Annotated in this window: 13 protein-coding genes, 4 tRNA genes and 1 pseudogene; 10 read left to right on the top strand and 8 right to left on the bottom strand. The window is 59.2% G+C overall.

The genetic code is table 11. The annotated features are described in order from the left end of the window. Positions 1 to 23: 23 nt before the first annotated feature. Together BLQ41_RS27330 and BLQ41_RS27325 are read right to left on the bottom strand one after the other, a co-directional pair. On the bottom strand, positions 24 to 1073 hold the full coding sequence (locus tag BLQ41_RS27330) for a sensor histidine kinase (RefSeq protein ID WP_090186864.1): 1050 nt from the start codon (positions 1071 to 1073) through the stop codon (positions 24 to 26). Next, entirely contained in the window at positions 1073 to 1831 is a 759-nt protein-coding gene (locus BLQ41_RS27325; protein WP_090186861.1) for a response regulator, read from the bottom strand. The genes BLQ41_RS27330 and BLQ41_RS27325 overlap by 1 nt, the downstream gene beginning before the upstream one ends. A 293-nt stretch (positions 1832 to 2124) precedes the next feature. Here BLQ41_RS27325 and pyrF point away from each other — a divergent pair, with 293 nt between their 5' ends. Next, a complete protein-coding gene (gene pyrF, locus BLQ41_RS27320; RefSeq protein ID WP_167360510.1) occupies positions 2125 to 2823 on the top strand; it encodes an orotidine-5'-phosphate decarboxylase in 699 nt (232 codons plus the stop codon). A 130-nt stretch (positions 2824 to 2953) separates the two neighbouring features. Here pyrF and BLQ41_RS27315 read toward each other — a convergent pair whose 3' ends face one another. Next, on the bottom strand, positions 2954 to 3958 hold the full coding sequence (locus BLQ41_RS27315) for an NADP-dependent oxidoreductase (RefSeq protein ID WP_090186855.1): 1005 nt from the start codon (positions 3956 to 3958) through the stop codon (positions 2954 to 2956). 234 nt (positions 3959 to 4192) lie between these two features. On the opposite strand from BLQ41_RS27315, the gene BLQ41_RS27310 reads away from it, so the two are divergent. The 4 genes and pseudogenes from BLQ41_RS27310 (at position 4193) to BLQ41_RS31490 (ending at position 8603) form a co-directional block, all read left to right on the top strand. After that, positions 4193 to 4954: an SDR family oxidoreductase gene (locus BLQ41_RS27310; RefSeq protein ID WP_090186852.1), complete on the top strand. Its 762-nt coding sequence runs from the start codon at positions 4193 to 4195 to the stop codon at positions 4952 to 4954. Positions 4955 to 5138: 184 nt separating this feature from the next. Then, positions 5139 to 6521 carry an aminotransferase-like domain-containing protein gene (locus BLQ41_RS27305; protein WP_090186850.1) on the top strand — a complete coding sequence of 461 codons (1383 nt, stop codon included), beginning with the start codon at positions 5139 to 5141 and terminating at the stop codon, positions 6519 to 6521. A 117-nt stretch (positions 6522 to 6638) separates the two neighbouring features. Next, positions 6639 to 7742, top strand: a pseudogene (locus BLQ41_RS31495) (HAMP domain-containing protein); the annotation flags it as partial. After that, entirely contained in the window at positions 7722 to 8603 is an 882-nt protein-coding gene (locus BLQ41_RS31490; RefSeq protein WP_408003524.1) for a methyl-accepting chemotaxis protein, read from the top strand. The pseudogene BLQ41_RS31495 and the gene BLQ41_RS31490, both read left to right, overlap by 21 nt. Positions 8604 to 9215: 612 nt before the next feature. Here the strand turns inward: BLQ41_RS31490 and BLQ41_RS27290 are convergent. Beyond that, positions 9216 to 9986, bottom strand: a complete 771-nt coding sequence (locus BLQ41_RS27290) for a hypothetical protein (protein WP_090186845.1) — start codon at positions 9984 to 9986, stop codon at positions 9216 to 9218. Positions 9987 to 10365: 379 nt separating this feature from the next. Here BLQ41_RS27290 and BLQ41_RS27285 point away from each other — a divergent pair. From BLQ41_RS27285 to BLQ41_RS27270, 4 genes are all read left to right on the top strand, one after another. Beyond that, positions 10366 to 10441 (top strand) — tRNA-Glu (locus BLQ41_RS27285). A gap of 2 nt (positions 10442 to 10443) precedes the next feature. Further along, positions 10444 to 10519: transfer RNA gene (locus tag BLQ41_RS27280), tRNA-Gly, on the top strand. 105 nt (positions 10520 to 10624) lie between these two features. Then, positions 10625 to 10700 (top strand) — tRNA-Glu (locus tag BLQ41_RS27275). Between the two features lie 3 nt (positions 10701 to 10703). Continuing rightward, a tRNA-Gly gene (locus BLQ41_RS27270) sits at positions 10704 to 10779 on the top strand. Positions 10780 to 10914: 135 nt separating this feature from the next. On the opposite strand, the gene BLQ41_RS27265 is transcribed toward BLQ41_RS27270, so the two are convergent. The 4 genes from BLQ41_RS27265 to BLQ41_RS27250 form a co-directional block, all read right to left on the bottom strand. Beyond that, positions 10915 to 12654 (bottom strand): dipeptidase, encoded by a 1740-nt coding sequence (locus tag BLQ41_RS27265; RefSeq protein WP_090186842.1) that lies wholly within the window; start codon positions 12652 to 12654, stop codon positions 10915 to 10917. A gap of 196 nt (positions 12655 to 12850) precedes the next feature. Then, positions 12851 to 13489, bottom strand: coding sequence for a LysE family translocator (locus tag BLQ41_RS27260; protein ID WP_090186839.1), 639 nt, complete (start codon positions 13487 to 13489; stop codon positions 12851 to 12853). A gap of 1 nt (position 13490) precedes the next feature. After that, entirely contained in the window at positions 13491 to 14261 is a 771-nt protein-coding gene (locus BLQ41_RS27255) for a 2OG-Fe(II) oxygenase (RefSeq protein WP_090186836.1), read from the bottom strand. 91 nt (positions 14262 to 14352) lie between these two features. Continuing rightward, positions 14353 to 14979 carry an alanyl-tRNA editing protein gene (locus BLQ41_RS27250; RefSeq protein ID WP_090186834.1) on the bottom strand — a complete coding sequence of 209 codons (627 nt, stop codon included), beginning with the start codon at positions 14977 to 14979 and terminating at the stop codon, positions 14353 to 14355. 90 nt (positions 14980 to 15069) lie between these two features. Here BLQ41_RS27250 and BLQ41_RS27245 point away from each other — a divergent pair, with 90 nt between their 5' ends. Beyond that, positions 15070 to 16068, top strand: a complete 999-nt coding sequence (locus tag BLQ41_RS27245; RefSeq protein WP_090186831.1) for a LysR family transcriptional regulator — start codon at positions 15070 to 15072, stop codon at positions 16066 to 16068. Positions 16069 to 16236: the final 168 nt, after the last annotated feature.

Below are 16236 nucleotides of genomic sequence, written 5' to 3'. Positions count from 1 at the left end.
CCCACAGGGTATGTATGTTTGGTTCAGGCGCGGGGCAGGCGGATGACGGCGGTCAGGCCACCACCGAGGGTTTCTTCCAGACTCAATTGCCCACCTAGCCGTTCCGCCGCTTCGCGGGCGATGGTCATGCCCAGGCCGACGCCACCGGAGTTGCGGTTACGCGAACCCTCCAGGCGAAAGAACGGCTCGAACACCGCTTCACGTTTATCCGCGGCAATACCCGGGCCGTGATCGATGACTCGGATCACCAGAAGGTCACGATTGTCTTCAAGTGTGATCAGCGCCTGCCCGGCATAGCGCAAGGCGTTGTCCAACAGATTATTGATGCACGAGCGCAAGGCCATCGGCTGCACTTGCAGCGGCGCGCAGTGGCCGCTGGCCTGGACGTCGGCGCCCTGGTCCTGGGCGTTTTCGCTCAAGGACTCCACCAACGCTTGCACATCCATCCACTGCCGAGCCTCACTGGTGCGCTGCTCGTGCAGATAAGTGAGGGTGGCGTCGAGCATGCCGATCATGTCATCCAGGTCCTGACGCATCTGGCCCTGCAACTTGTCGTCGTCGATTTTCTCCAGCCGCAGCTTGAGACGAGACAGCGGCGTACGCAGGTCGTGGGATACTGCGCCGAGCATCCGCGAGCGCTGCTGCACTTGTTCGATAATGCGTTTTTGCATCAAGTTAAAGGTGTAGGCCGCTTGCCGGGCTTCCCGTGGCCCGGACTCCTCCAGTGGCGCGCTGTCGAGGTTTTCACTCAGGCGCTCGGCGGCGTCGCTTAAACGCTGGATCGGCCGGCTGAGCAACTTGGCGCCGTACCAGGCGGCAATGATCAACGAGACACACTGGAAGGTCAGTGGTACCAAGGGGCCGCCGAACCACGGTCGCGGTGGCCGGTTTTCGAAGCGCGGGCCCATCGGTGGACGCTGCCCGTCGATGCCTTGGGAAAACTCAGGCGGCGGTGGGGGCGGCGGCGGGCCGTAATGGTGAAACCAGGCAAACGCCAACAGGTGCGCCAGGATGATCGCCAGCAGCAGCACGCCAAACAGACGGCCGAACAGCGTATCGAAGCGCGCCCGCATCAGCCGATGTCTCGTGCGTCGAACAGGTAACCTTCACCGCGAACGGTTTTGATCAACTGTGGGGCTTTGGGGTCATCGCCCAGCTTCTGGCGCAAGCGCGAGACCAGCAAGTCGATGCTGCGATCAAAGGCTTCGATCGAGCGCCCGCGGGCGGCATCGAGCAGTTGTTCGCGGCTGAGCACCCGGCGCGGACGTTCGATGAACACCCAGAGCAGGCGGAATTCGGCGTTGGACAGCGGCACGACAAGGCCATCGGCCGCGATCAATTGGCGCAGCACGCTGTTCAGGCGCCAGTTGTCGAAGCGAATGTTCGCACGCTGTTCAGTACGATCGTCGCGCACCCGACGCAGAATGGTCTGAATCCGCGCGACCAGTTCGCGCGGTTCGAACGGTTTGGCCATATAGTCGTCGGCACCCAGCTCGAGGCCGATGATCCGGTCGGTGGGCTCGCAGCGCGCGGTCAGCATCAGGATCGGAATGTCCGATTCTGCGCGCAGCCAGCGGCACAACGACAATCCGTCTTCGCCAGGCAGCATCAGGTCGAGCACCACCACGTCGAAATGCTCGGCTTGCAGCGCCAGGCGCATCGCGGCACCGTCGGTGACGCCGCTGGCGTGAATGTTGAACCGGGCGAGATAGTCGATCATCAACTCGCGGATCGGGACGTCATCGTCGACGATCAGGGCGCGAATGCTCCAGCGCTTGTCGTCGCCGGGCGCTTTTTGATCGTCGTTCAAAGGTGCTGGGGTGCTGTGCATGCGTGCGTTCATCTGCCAGGTAGGCTGCCAACCACAAAGATGGGCTGCGAGGTTGTGGCTTCAGCATAGGCGTCCGGCCCGGAGGCGGGAAGTGCTGTAAGGACGTGTTGCGGCTGCCGAAGGTAGCGATGAAGGGTGTTGTGGGCGTGTCGGGTGTGTATCAGGCTCGACACAATCGGCGCAGCAGCTAGTCTTGCCTGAGTCTTCGGGACGATTTACCGATCATCGGGTCCCGCAGCGGCGCTGGTTCCGCTACAATGCGCGCCGATTTCGTCCTGCCTGAGAGCCCGCACATGTCCGTCTGCCAGACTCCTATCATCGTCGCCCTGGATTTCCCCACCCGTGACGCCGCACTGAAGCTGGCCGATCAGTTGGACCCGAAACTGTGCCGGGTAAAAGTCGGCAAGGAACTGTTCACCAGCTGCGCCTCGGAAATCGTCGGCACCTTGCGCGACAAGGGCTTCGAAGTGTTCCTGGACCTCAAGTTCCACGACATTCCGAACACCACCGCCATGGCGGTCAAAGCGGCAGCGGAAATGGGCGTGTGGATGGTCAATGTGCATTGCTCCGGCGGCCTGCGCATGATGGCGGCCTGTCGTGAAGTGCTCGACCGGCGCACCGGCCCCAAGCCGCTATTGATCGGCGTGACCGTGCTGACCAGCATGGAGCGTGAGGATCTGGCGGGTATCGGCCTGGATATCGAACCGCAGGAGCAAGTGCTGCGCCTGGCAGCACTGGCGGAAAAAGCCGGAATGGACGGTCTGGTGTGCTCGGCCCTGGAAGCCCAGGCCTTGAAATCGGCTCACCCGTCGCTGCAACTGGTGACCCCGGGGATTCGCCCGGCGGGCAGTGCCCAGGACGATCAGCGCCGTATCCTGACACCGCGTCAGGCGCTGGATGCCGGTTCCGATTATCTGGTGATCGGCCGTCCGATCAGCCAGGCGGCCGATCCGGCCAAGGCGTTGGCCGACGTAGTGGCTGAAATCGCCTAAACACCGCGGACCCTGTGGGAGCGGGCTTGCCCGCGATGAGGGCGTGTCAGTCGATTGTAATGTTGACTGATATACCGCCATCGCGGGCAAGCCCGCTCCCACGGGTTTTGTGGTTTTTTCAGATACTGGGTTAGACCTTCAGTACGAGCTTCCCGAAATTCTCGCCGCTGAACAATTTCATCAGCGTCTCCGGGAACGTCTCCAGACCTTCAACGATATCTTCCTTGCTCTTGAGCTGCCCCTTGGCCATCCAGCCGGCCATTTCCTGTCCGGCGGCGGCGAACTGCGCGGCATAGTCCATCACCACAAAACCTTCCATTCGCGCGCGATTGACCAGCAATGCCAGGTAGTTGGCCGGACCCTTGACCGCTTCCTTGTTGTTGTATTGGCTGATGGCACCGCAAATCACTACCCGCGCCTTCATGTTGATGCGGCTCAGAACCGCGTCGAGAATATCGCCGCCAACGTTGTCGAAGTACACGTCGACGCCTTTCGGGCATTCACGCTTGAGTCCGGCATGCACGTCTTCGTTTTTGTAGTCGATGGCGCCGTCGAACCCCAGTTCGTCGATCAGGAATTTGCACTTGTCCGCGCCGCCCGCGATGCCAATCACGCGACAGCCTTTGATCTTGGCAATCTGCCCGGCAATGCTGCCCACTGCACCGGCCGCGCCTGACAGCACTACGGTGTCACCTTCTTTGGGGGCGCCGACTTCGAGCAGGGCGAAATAAGCGGTCATGCCGGTCATGCCCAGGGCGGACAGGTAGCGCGGCAGTGGCGCCAGTTTAGGATCGACCTTGTAGAAACCCCGTGGCTCGCCAAGGAAATAATCCTGCACACCCAAGGCGCCGTTGACGTAGTCCCCGACCGCAAAGCCGGGATTGTTCGAGGCAACGACTTTGCCTACGCCCAATGCGCGCATGACTTCACCGATACCGACCGGTGGAATGTAGGACTTGCCTTCGTTCATCCAGCCACGCATCGCCGGGTCGAGGGACAGGTATTCGTTTTTGACCAGGATCTGACCCGCGGCCGGTTCGCCGACCGGTACTTCCTTATAGGTGAAGGTCTCGCGGGTCGCCGCGCCCACCGGTCGTTTGGCGAGCAGGAATTGGCGATTGGTCTGGGTAGTCATGACAGGCACTCAAGATGAATGAAGCCTTGTTGATAGACCTTCATGATCGAAGCCGCAAGGTCGGCTGATGTGGCGAATGCACATCAATCCAGTGCAGTGATAGTCGATGCGGCAGTTCTATCACTGCAACTCATGGTCACCCAACCGGGCCTCTGATAGTGCTGCCGTGTCGAAAGCCCTGTGCCTAGACTGGGAACACGTGATCCCCCGCATCTTCTTCCAGAGGACATAACAATGAGCATGACGTTTTCCGGCCAGGTCGCTGTTGTGACCGGCGCTGCCAACGGTATTGGCCGCGCGACCGCCCAGGCATTCGCCGCTGAAGGGTTGAAAGTGGTGGTGGCCGACCTCGACACGGCCGGAGGCGAAGGCACCGTAGCGTTGATTCGTACGGCGGGCGGCGAAGCGACCTTCGTGCGCTGCAACGTCACGGTGGAAAGCGAAGTCAAACATCTGATGGACGAAGTGGTGAAGACATACGGCCGTCTGGACTATGCCTTCAACAACGCGGGCATCGAGATCGAGAAAGGCAAATTGGCCGACGGCACCCTTGACGAGTTCGACGCGATCATGGGCGTCAATGTCAAAGGCGTCTGGTTGTGCATGAAGTACCAGTTGCCCTTGCTGCTGGCCCAAGGCGGCGGTGCCATCGTCAACACCGCTTCGGTAGCAGGCCTTGGAGCCGCGCCGAAGATGAGCATTTATGCGGCATCGAAACATGCGGTGATCGGCCTGACCAAGTCAGCGGCCATCGAGTATGCCAAGAAAAAGATTCGCGTGAATGCGGTCTGCCCGGCGGTGATCGACACCGACATGTTCCGCCGAGCCTACGAAGCGGACCCGAAGAAGGGCGAGTTTGCCAACGCGATGCACCCGGTCGGGCGCATCGGCAAGGTCGAGGAAATTGCCAGCGCCGTGCTGTACCTGTGCAGCGACGGCGCGGCGTTCACCACCGGTCACTCGCTGGCGGTAGATGGTGGCGTCACGGCGTTCTAAAAACCAGGACTTGCCGAGTAGGAAAAAGCCCGCATCCGTGCGGGCTTTTTCATGGTCGCGGGAAAGGGCCCGACAATGTGTTTCAAATGGTTAGAACCGAGGGTTTTGGCGGCGTTGTCGCACAGCCGATCCGGCACACCTGTGATTAACTGTTTCCCGCAAATGGACAGGAGTTTGCTTGCTCATGGAATTGAGAATTGATCGACAGGCATTGGTGCCGGTCGTACAGCAAATCGTTGACGCATTGGCTGGCTGGGTGCGTCATAACGAGCTGATGCCGGGAGCGCGTCTGCCTTCGGCGCGGCACATCGCGAGGGTCAATCTGCTCAGTCAGTCTTGCGTCGTCGAAGCCTGCGAGCGCCTGGTGGCCGAGGGCGTTCTGGCATCGCGCCATCGCGCCGGTTTCATTGTTGCCATTCCTGCGCCGGTCGCTCAGGAACAACAGGATTGTCCGTGGTTCGAGGGCGCTGAGATGAAGCACGGCGGCGCTGCGGGCGAACTCAAACTGGGTTGCGGCGGTTTGCCCGAACGCTGGCGGGAAACGGACGATCTGAGCTACGCGATTCGTCAGGTCAGCCGTACCGATATGGCCGGGCTGTTCAGCTACAGCACCTCCCTGGGGTTGCCGGTCTTGCGCCAGCAGATTCGCAAACGCCTCGAACTGCTCAGCATTGAAGTCGACGAGAACCGCATCCTGACGACAGCCGGAGCCAGTCACGGCCTCGACCTGATCGTGCGCACTTTGCTCAATCCCGGGGATTGCGTGGTGGTGGAACGTCCGGGTTATTCGCTGTTGTTCGATCTGCTCAGGCTGCACGGTGTGCAGATGATCGAGGTGCCGCGCACCCCGCTCGGGCCAGATGTGCAGGTGCTTCAAACGCTGTTGGCGAAGTACCGCCCCCGTGCGCTGTTCATCAACAGCTTCTGCCACAACCCTACGGGCAGCAGCCTTGCACCCGTGGTGGCGCGGCAAATTGCGCAACTGACCAAAACCCATGGGGTGCTGGTGATCGAAGATGACGTTTATGCGGACTTGCACAGTGGCCCCGGCACTCGCCTCGCCGCGTTGGGTATCGATGACCACGTGATTTACGTCGGCAGCTACTCCAAAACCCTCAGCAGTTCATTGCGGCTCGGCTTTGTCGTGGCCGGTAGCGAGGTTATTTCGCGGCTGGCCGAGGTCAAGATGATCAGCAGTATGGGTGCCTCAAGGTTCGGCGAATCGGTGCTGGCTTGTCTGTTGGCCAGCGGCGCCTATCGCAAACTGGTTCAACGCCAGCGCCTGCGTTTGAACACTGACCGGCAGGCCGCCCTGCAAGTGCTCGAGGACGCCGAATGGGAGGTCTTCGGCAAGCCCGACGCAGGCTTGTTCATCTGGGCGCGATCACGGATGTCCGACTATGCTCAGGTGCGCACGCAAGCCCGGCGTTTTGGTGTGTTGCTGTCTTCCGCCAGCGCATTCAACCCCGGCGGTGAACCTGGCGACTGGCAGCGTATCAACGTGGCGTATGCGTGTGATCCTCGCGCCCGGGCATTTTTTCAGGCCACTACTCTGAATCGACCTTAAGCGTTCTGAAAACGACGTGGGCGTAGCTTTTTGCCATTATTCCGACGCCAGAGACTTGTGTTGGCGTATGCCCATTGCGAATCTGCTTCAACAGACTATGTCAGGGGACTAAGCGCAATGATTTCGGCCGTGCAAGGACGTTTTGCCAACCTCGGTATGGCGAAAAAAATGGGTGTAGGGTTTTTATTGGTGCTGCTGCTGACAGCACTGGTGGCAGCCATCGGCGTATGGTCCCTGCAAACCATCAGTCATCGCTTCGACGGGCTCAAGCAGATGTCGTCGCTCAACAGTGGCTTGCTCAAAGTGCGACTGCTGGAGCAGGAGTACGCCTTGCACGGCAATCCGAAGACCGCTGATGCGCTGCGCGAAGGCGTAGACGCCTTGGTCGCCCTGGCGACTCAACTCAAGGCTCAAACGGCCGCCAATGTGCCGGTGATGAACGACGTCGAGCAGTCTCTGGGGGCTTATCGCAAGGCGTTCGACGAGTTCGTCTCGCTGAGCCAGGCCAAGGATCTGGCGCTGGAAATGGCCAGTTGGTCGGTGTCCAGCGTGGCCAATAACCTTGATGTGCTGCAGTCCGGGCTGGCTGATGACGGCGCCTATACCTTGAAACAGTCCGAGGGCAAGGACGGCGGGCAATTTATCGAGCAGGCCAGTCAGGTCAGCCAGGTGTCACGGTTGATGCTACAGGCCATGAATGAAGCGCGCGTGCGTCTGGACCAGAGCCGCAAGGGTGACGACAGCGCAGGCCAGGGCAAGATCGAGCAGGCCGATCAGGCGCTGGCTCAGGCCGAGCAGTTGAAAAGCACGGTCAAGGATGAGGGCTATCTGACAGTCCTTAATGAAGTGTCTGGCCACATCGGCGGTTTCAGCGAAAAGCTGGCTGAATACACCGGCCTGTTGGCCCAGGAAAAAACCGTCTACGAGCAGTTGCACCAGCGCGCCGCGCAGGTGATGGAGCGGGTGGATCAGGCCTATGTCGCCGAAGATCAGTCGATGCAGACCGAGCTGAAAAAGAATTCAATGCTGATCATCGGGTCGTCGGCGCTGGCGTTGCTGGTGGGGTTGATTGCGGCATGGGTGATTACCCGTTTGATCGTGGCGCCGCTGCGCAGTGTGATCCGTGTGGCTCAGCAGATCGCCGCTGGCGACTTGAGTGCAACGGTCGAAGTGACGCGCCGTGACGAGATCGGCCAGTTGATGCAGGCGATGCAACAGATGGGGGCTGGCCTGAGCACCATCGTTAGTGGCTTGCAGGCCGGCATCGAGCAGTTGGCGAGCTCGGCACAGTCGCTGTCGGCGGTGACCGAGCAGACCAACCTTGAGGTCAGCAGTCAGAAGGAAGAAACCGAGCAGGTTGCCACGGCGATGAATCAGATGACGGCGACGGTGCACGATGTTGCGCGTAACGCCGAGGAAGCTGCGCAAGCTGCGCAGACGGCCGATGACAAGGTTGAAAGCGGCCAGCAGGTGGTGCGTCAGAGTATGGCGCGGATTGAGCAGCTGGCGGATTCGGCGACTTCGGCGAGTTCGAGTATCGAAAGCTTGAGTGCGGAAATTCAGAACATCGGCACGGTGCTCAGTGTGATCAAAAGTGTTGCCGAGCAAACCAATCTGTTGGCGCTCAATGCGGCTATCGAGGCCGCGCGGGCCGGTGAGCAGGGCAGGGGGTTTGCGGTGGTGGCTGATGAGGTTCGGGCACTGGCCAAGCGGACTCAGCAGTCGACTGAGGAGATCGAGCGTCTGGTGAGTGCCCTGCGTTCGGCGGCGCAGTCGTCGGTGCGACAGATTCAGAGCAGTGGTGAGTTGGTTAAGCTGGCGGTGAGTGACGCTTTGCAGACTGAGAGTGCGTTGGGGAGTATTGCGGCGGCGGTGTCGTTGATTCAGCAGATGAACCAGCAGATTGCTGCGGCAGCCGAGGAGCAGAGTTCGGTGGCTGAGGAGATTAATCGCAGTGTGACGAGTATCCGTGCGAGTGCGGATCAGTCTTCGCTGGCGATGCAGGGGAATGCGGCGTCGAGTATTGAGTTGGCGCAGTTGGGGGTTGAGTTGAAGGGGATGGTGGGGCACTTTCGGCTCTGACCATTTGCGCGGTGTAGTGGCGGCCTTTGGGCCGACCATGCTGTTGTTGAATGGGTGTATATCCGTTGCTGCGGTGATGGCGGCTGGCGGTTTCGCCCTTACGGCGAGTCCCTTTTGGCAAACGCCCCAAAAGGAACCAAAAGGTCTTGCCCCGGCGTCCGGCCCCTCGCTGGGGCTCGGTGTTCCTTCGTTCCGGCATTCATCTGGGGGCATCGCCTCCGGTTGGCTTCGCTTCAACCTCCTCTCGATGTGTTCGACTTCGTCGAACGGCGCTACGCGCCTGCCCCCCAGATGAACGCCTCCACTCAGCCTCCCGAAGGGGCGGGTGGATCAAGATCAAGAGCTGCAGGCGAGCTACCGCTCGGCCTATTGAGTGGTGAAGAGCGGGCGGTACGCCTCGATTTACTGTGGGAGCTGGCCTGTCGGGTCGCAGCATCGCAGCGATGGCGGCCTGCCAGCCGACCAATCTCTTGCAGGTGTACACCGAACCTGTGGGAGCTGGCTTGCCAGCGATGGCGGCCTGACAGCCAACCCTGTCTCTTCGGATGTATTTCCTAATCAAATCCAACCCAAAAAAAAGCCACCTTGCGGTGGCTTCTTTAATTTTTTTGATCAGTCGTAGATCACTTTCTTCTTCCAGTCCGCATCTGCCTCGACTTCTTTGAGGCCTTCGTTCAATTGGTTTGTTTCGCTTTCAACCGCTGCGATGTTGTCCATCACCATGGCGTTGGCGCGTGCCAGGAGTTTTTCCAGGTATTCGAGTTGTTCGGCGTAGGCCTGGGGTTCCTGTTGTTTGCGCAGGTATTGCACGCCGCGTTCGAAAGCAAGGCGGGCCTGGCCTGGCTGGTTCTGTTGCAGGCATTGCTGGCCAAGGTTGTTGAAGAACTCGATGTGCAGCAGCACCAGAATGTGGCGCACTTCGCGGATCCAGCGCTTGGCTTCGTTGGTCGGCAGGAAACCGTCTTGGGCGGCACGGGTGATTTGGCCATGCAGGGCTTCGAGCAGAAAGCGCACGTCCTTGGCTTTGGCTTCGGTCTGGATCGGGGCCGGTGGGTTGTTGACCGGGATCGATTCGCCTTGGGCGACGAGGGCCTGCAGTTCGCTGATGCGGGCCTTGAGGTTGGTGCTGGTTTTTTCCAGGTTGAGCAGGCGCTGGCAGACGTTCAGTTCCAGGCGAGTCAGCAGCAGCTTGAGCGCCGGCGTCATCAACTGGCCAGGGAAGGTCTCGGTGATTTCACCACAGCGACGCAGGCGGTCGTTGAGTTCAACCTTGGTACGGGCCTTTTCCAGCTTGTTGTTTTCCACCACATGGTTCATGTAGCCAATGGCGATCAATAGTGCGATCCCGGCTACGACTAGCAGGGTGATCATGAGTGGTGTCACCGGTAAGACCTCTTTATAGGGTTCGCGATCGAGTGTAGTAGCTTGGCATTTGGACGCATAGGGCCGCTCGACGAGTTGGATCGGTTGTGGCTCTATCTGTATCGGCCGCGATTGCGCTTATATAAGTGGTGGCAAATATGAAGCAGATTGCCATTACTCCGTTGCCGTCGACTATAACGTCTTGCCGGGTATCGGAATATAGCCACTCAAGGCCGTCAGACGGAAAAGCCCGAATCGCTTCGTAAAGCAGGGCGAAGTCATTGATTTAAATAAATTTATATCAGGGGGTTGACGACCCCTCAATCCATCCATAGAATGCGCGCCACTTACAGCGTAAAGCACACAGCGAAACGCGGTAGGGAGTGAATGTTGTACGTGTGTCCCCTTCGTCTAGTGGCCTAGGACACCGCCCTTTCACGGCGGTAACAGGGGTTCGAGTCCCCTAGGGGACGCCAATGCGGGAATAGCTCAGTTGGTAGAGCACGACCTTGCCAAGGTCGGGGTCGCGAGTTCGAGTCTCGTTTCCCGCTCCAATTTTAAGCAGCGTTGCTTTCGGGCAGGGCTGAGTGAAGCCAGAGCCGACATCTTCGGATGCGGATTTGGGCACTGAAATACACACCATGTGTTTCAGTTAGCGTGTCCCCTTCGTCTAGTGGCCTAGGACACCGCCCTTTCACGGCGGTAACAGGGGTTCGAGTCCCCTAGGGGACGCCATTTGCGGGAATAGCTCAGTTGGTAGAGCACGACCTTGCCAAGGTCGGGGTCGCGAGTTCGAGTCTCGTTTCCCGCTCCATATTTAACGAAAACGCCGCTCAGTAATGAGCGGCGTTTTTGTTTGTGCGTTTTTTGCCTTTTGCTGATCGACTGCTCGTCGCAATCAAGTCGCTCAAACGTTGGGCCCGCCAGAACAGCGGACCCAACAAGGCAATCAGAGCGTCGGCAACTGCCCGATACGTCCCATCATCTCGGTTACGATCTGCAGGTCCAGCAGGAACTGGTCGACGGTCTTGAACTCATTGTCGGTGTGTCCCGTGTATTTATTCTCGGGTCTGGCCAAACCAAATTGCACGCCATTGGGCAATTCATGGACCGAAGTGGCGCCGGCGGAAGTACCGAACTTGTGCTCCATGCCCAGGTTTTCGCTGGACACGGCCAGCAAGGCCTTGACCCATTCGCCCTCAGGATTGCGGTACATCGGCTCGGCGATCGAGTAGTCGATCGCAGGAGTGATGTGGGTCTTGTTGCTCCAGGCACTCAGCTTGTTGGCGATTTCGGTCTTGAGCGTTTCCGGGGATTTGCCCTTTGGCACCCGCAGATTAACTGCAAGCTTGAAGACTTTTTCATCCATGGCGACGTAGGTCAGGGAAGCGGTCAGCGGCCCCATGAACGCATCGGAGAAGCCGACGCCCAGATTTGTGCCCAGGTAATCCAGCCCCCAGTTGTCGGCGGCATAGCGGGCAGCGTCGGTGATGTGGTTGTGCTTGAGCGCGACTTTGCCGTCAAGGCTGTTGATGAAACCCAGCATCCTGGACACCGGGTTAACGCCTGACTCAGGCTCGGAGGAGTGGGCTGAAACGCCGGTGACTGTCAGCTTGACGTCTTTGCCGACGACTTTGGCGCTGACCTCGAAGTTGCCGCCATTGCCCTTGGCATAAGCTGCGCCAGCCTTGTTCAAGCTGGCAGCCAGTTCGGCAGGCTTATCGCTCAAAAGGGTCGCAACCGATGTCGACGGAATCTGGTTGGTGGCCATGCCGCCCGTCATCGATATGATCTCAGCGCCTTTGCCATCCGCCTTGCGTTTGGCAAAGTTGGCCATGACGGTGCCGTAGCCTTTCTCGGCAATCACTACCGGATAGCCGCCATCCAGCGCCAAGTTGTAGTTGGGTGTTGGGTTATGTTCGAAGTAATAGGGAATGGCGTCGCCGGTGGTTTCTTCGGTGGTGTCGACCAACAGCTTGAAATTCCTGGCCAGCGGCAGCTTCTCTTCCTTGATCACTTTCATGGCGTACAGCGCCACCACGATGCCGTTTTTGTCATCCTCGGTGCCCCGGCCATACATGCGGTCGCCGATCAGCGTGACCTTGAACGGATCGAGTTTGGTGCCGTCTTTCAATACCCAGTTCTCCGGTGTCACGGGGACTACGTCGGCATGGGCGTGAATGCCCACGACTTCGTCACCACTGCCTTCGAGGGAAATTTCATAGACGCGGTTGTCGATGTTGCGGAAGTTCAGGTTGAACGCCTGGGCCAGGCTCTTGATCTTGTCGGCGATCTTGATGAATTCCGGATTGTCGTGCTGGGCAACGCCGTTCACTTGGAAGGTCGGAATGGCCACCAATTCGCGCAGGGTCTCGGTGGCAGCCTTGCCATATTTCACCCGCGTATACAGGCCCAGCAGGCGATGGATCTCGTTCTGCTGTTCAGCTGAAAGGGTCTTGTTGTCGAGGAAGGCACTGATGGCCGGATTGAGGTCACTGGTGTTGGCCAGGTCGCTTTTGGCCAGCCCACCCAGGAACTGCCTGAAATCCGTGACTGATGCATCACTGAACGTCTTGAGGATGGCCGCGCTCTGTTGCTGGGTGATGTTGGCGTGTGCGGTCAGTGCGAACGACGACAGGCTGGCCATTATCAGGGTTGACGCAGCCAGGTGCTTGAATGAGAAATTCATTGTTGAGGGCATTCCTTTGCAGGCAATTTGTGAGAAATATCTGATCGATGAGACAGAAACGTTTCCAAGCTAACTCATGAAGGCGCTATAGGGCAGCCCTTGAAGCGGGATCTGTCGCACAAAAATGCAAAAGCGACGCACAAACGAAAAAGGCCCGCCAGTCAGACTGCGCGGGCCTTTTGCGTGGGCGCAGGTCTTACATCGACAGAATCAGGCGCCCGGCGAACAAAATCAGAATCACCCCCATGGTCCGTTCAAACCAATGCCCCATGCGCATGAACAGCAAGCGCACCCGGGCACTGGAAAAGAACAATGCGACGATCACAAACCACAACGCATTGACCAAGCACATCCACACGCCGTAGAGCGCCTGGATCTTCAGTGGCGTCGTGGCACTGATGATGGTGGTGAAAATCGCCAGGAAAAACAGGGTCGCCTTGGGGTTGGTCGCGTTGGTGAGAAACCCGGTGGTGAATGCCTTCAGCAGCGTTTGCTCGATGACCGGTTCGTCGGCGACCTTGTCACCCTCAAGCGCCGACTTGGGTTTGCTGCGCAACAGGCTGACACCGAGGTACAAGATATAGGCGCCACCGATGACTTTGGCCACGGTCAGCAGCCAGGGCGTCGAGTGCATCAGCGCCCCGACCCCGAGCAGGGTGTAAAGCACATGCACGGAAATGCCCGCACCGATGCCCAGCGCTGTGCAGATTCCGACCAGTCGACCGAAACGCACACTCTGACGGATGGTGACGGCGAAGTCCGGTCCGGGTGCGACGACTGCCAGGAAGTGAATAGTCGCCAGCGCCAGGAACTCGCCCAGGTAATTCGAAAGCATCTCAACTCCAAAAGGTAAGGGGTGACGCATTGCCGCGATAGCCGACAAAGAACGAAAGGCTCAAGCGCGGATCTTCCAGCCCCGGCGTCACCGAGTGCATGCGGCGCGAATTGAACATGATGAAATCACCCGGCTCGGGACGAATCTCCAGTGTCGGAGTGCCGAGCAGGTCGGGGTCGATGCCGTAACTGTCGCCGCGCATTTCGTCGAACTGGTCCGCAGAAATGTCGTGGTCCCACATCTGCAATGCACCGCCCTGGGTCGGCATGCTCAGGTAGACGTTGCAGGCGAACTGCGCTTCCAGGCTCCTGGCCTGAAAACTGTCCGGGGCGTCCTTGGCGAAAATGTCGTGATGGGCAAGGAAGCAGACCCCGGGTTTCACCACCCGGGACAGCCCGACATACATTTTGCGACCGTAGAGATTTTCCAGATGCGCACCCGCAGGCCAGGTTTCATCGAGCATGCAGCGCAGGGTGTCGACCGGGGACGAGTAAGGCGCGCAACGGTTGCGCAACTCGGCGATGTTGCGCGAGGCACGCTCGAAGTAATCCTCGATCAGCAGCGGCTGGTTTTCCGCTTCATAGAACGCCATGCCGATGCGGCCAATACTGGGCGCATTGATATAGCCTTCGAAGCCCGGCGCAAGGATCTTGTCGCCAATCTGCTTCGCCAGCGGCTGGGGCAATAAGCCTTTGACGCGGATGGCGAGGACTTCTTCGTTGGCCAGCTTTTTTATGCACGTCTCATCGAGACGCTCGACGTCAAGCATCATGTCTTAGGTCCATCTATCAGATAGTCAACAGAACCCGCGAACGCAGGCTCCCCCGGCGTCAGGCGATGCGGGGACGGCATCGCCCGAAAGCTCAATCCACGCTGTAGTGGACTGACAGCGTTCCCTTCTTCAGTGAAAGGGACGCGATCGTGACCGTGCCCAAATCCTTCAGGCTACGTACATGGGTGCCACCGCAGCCGTAGGCGGGCAGTTCACCGAATCCAATTTCCCGGGAGCCTTCGCGTAAAGACGTCAAGCGCGGCAGGTCATCGGCCACCCATTGCGCGATGCACTGTTGAATCATCCCGGCATCAACCTCTTTTGCCGACTCGGCCGGTTTGAACTGCACGCGTCCTTCGCCCGGCCAGTGATGGGCCTTGATCGGCATCCAGCCCAGTGCCTGGACAAAATGGCCAATCAGGTGGCCGGCCGAATGCATGCGCGAATTGAATTGGCGACGTTGCTCATCAATCCGGATCTGGGTCATGCCCGGTTTTACCGGGCGGTCGACGAAATGAATGATGCGGTCCGGGTCCTGGACCACGCGCAGAACCTGGCTTTCGCCAATCCAGCCGGTATCGCACGGCTGGCCGCCACCTTGGGGGTGAAACAACGTGGCGCGCAGCACCACCGCGAATTCGTTCTCCTGGGGGGTGCAGTCCAGGACTTCCACATTGGCCTTGAGGTCATCACTATGGAAAAAGAGGCGAAGCGTCATATTCCATGTCCTCATTAGAGTTTCTTTTTTTATTATATGAAGCGTGGAATTGCGTGATAATCCGTTCAAACATCAAAGGACTGTTGCGCTGTGAGCATAAATCTTCCACTGCCGCTGCTCGGTGAAATGGCGATTTTCGTCAAGGTTGTCGAGACCGGCAGTTTTTCCGAAGCAGCGCGTCAATTGGGTTCTTCACCCTCGGCGGTCAGTCGCAGCATTTCGCGACTGGAAAAGGCGTTGGCCACACGTCTGCTGCAGCGAACCACGCGCAAACTGCGGTTGAGCGACGGCGGCGAGGAAGTGTTCAAGCGTTGCCAGGAGATGGTCAGCGCAGCCAAGTCGGTGATGGAAATCAGCGGGCAGTTCACCCATGAAGCGGAAGGGCTGGTGCGCGTCAGCGTGCCCAAGGCTGTCGGTCGATTTGTGATTCATCCGCACATGCCGGAATTTCTGCGGCGTTACCCCAAAGTGGACGTGGAGTTGTTGCTGGAGGATCGGCAGGTGGACCTGATCGACGACAACGTCGATCTGGCCATTCGCATTACCGATCGACCACCAGCCGGCCTGGTCGGGCGGCAGTTGCTGACCATCGACCATCTACTATGCGCGACACCGCAATACCTGGCCGAACATGGCACACCTACCCATCCGCACGACTTGCTCAACCATAGCTGCATCTACCTGGGTGAAACTCCAAGCGATGCGCGCTGGAAGTTCAAGAAGGGCACCAAGGCCGTCACAGTCGGTGTGCGCGGACGCTATGCGGCGAATCACACCGGCGTGCGATTAGGCGCGGTGTTGCAGCACATCGGGATTGGCAGCCTGCCGTACTTCACCGCGCGTTATGCACTGGAACAAGGTTTGATTGTGCAGGTCTTGCCGGACTGGACCTTTCTGGCGTCTTACCATGGCGGCGCCTGGTTGCTGCATTCGCCAACGCGTTATCTGCCACCGAAATTGCGGGTCTTCATTGATTATCTGGTGGAATGCCTGGAGAAGGAGCCGACGCTGAGCAAGCCGGGCAAGCCAAGTGCGTTGGGCCAGGGGGCGGCGGAGTATGAGTTACCCGAGAGTGATGGGTTGCTCTGAAGGCCTCTTCGCGGGCAAGCCCGCTCCCACATTAGATTTGTGAACGCCGCAGAGCCAATGTGGGAGCGAGCCTGCTCGCGATGGGGGCTGCCCAAACACTACATCACTCGGAGATGCCACAAAAAAAGGCCCGCATGAATCACCATGCGGGCCTTTTGCATTTCCAGC

Source organism: Pseudomonas arsenicoxydans, assembly GCF_900103875.1.
Classification (GTDB): domain Bacteria; phylum Pseudomonadota; class Gammaproteobacteria; order Pseudomonadales; family Pseudomonadaceae; genus Aquipseudomonas; species Aquipseudomonas arsenicoxydans.
The sequence above is the reverse complement of the archived record's forward strand: the minus strand, read 5'-3'. Positions and strand labels throughout refer to the sequence as shown.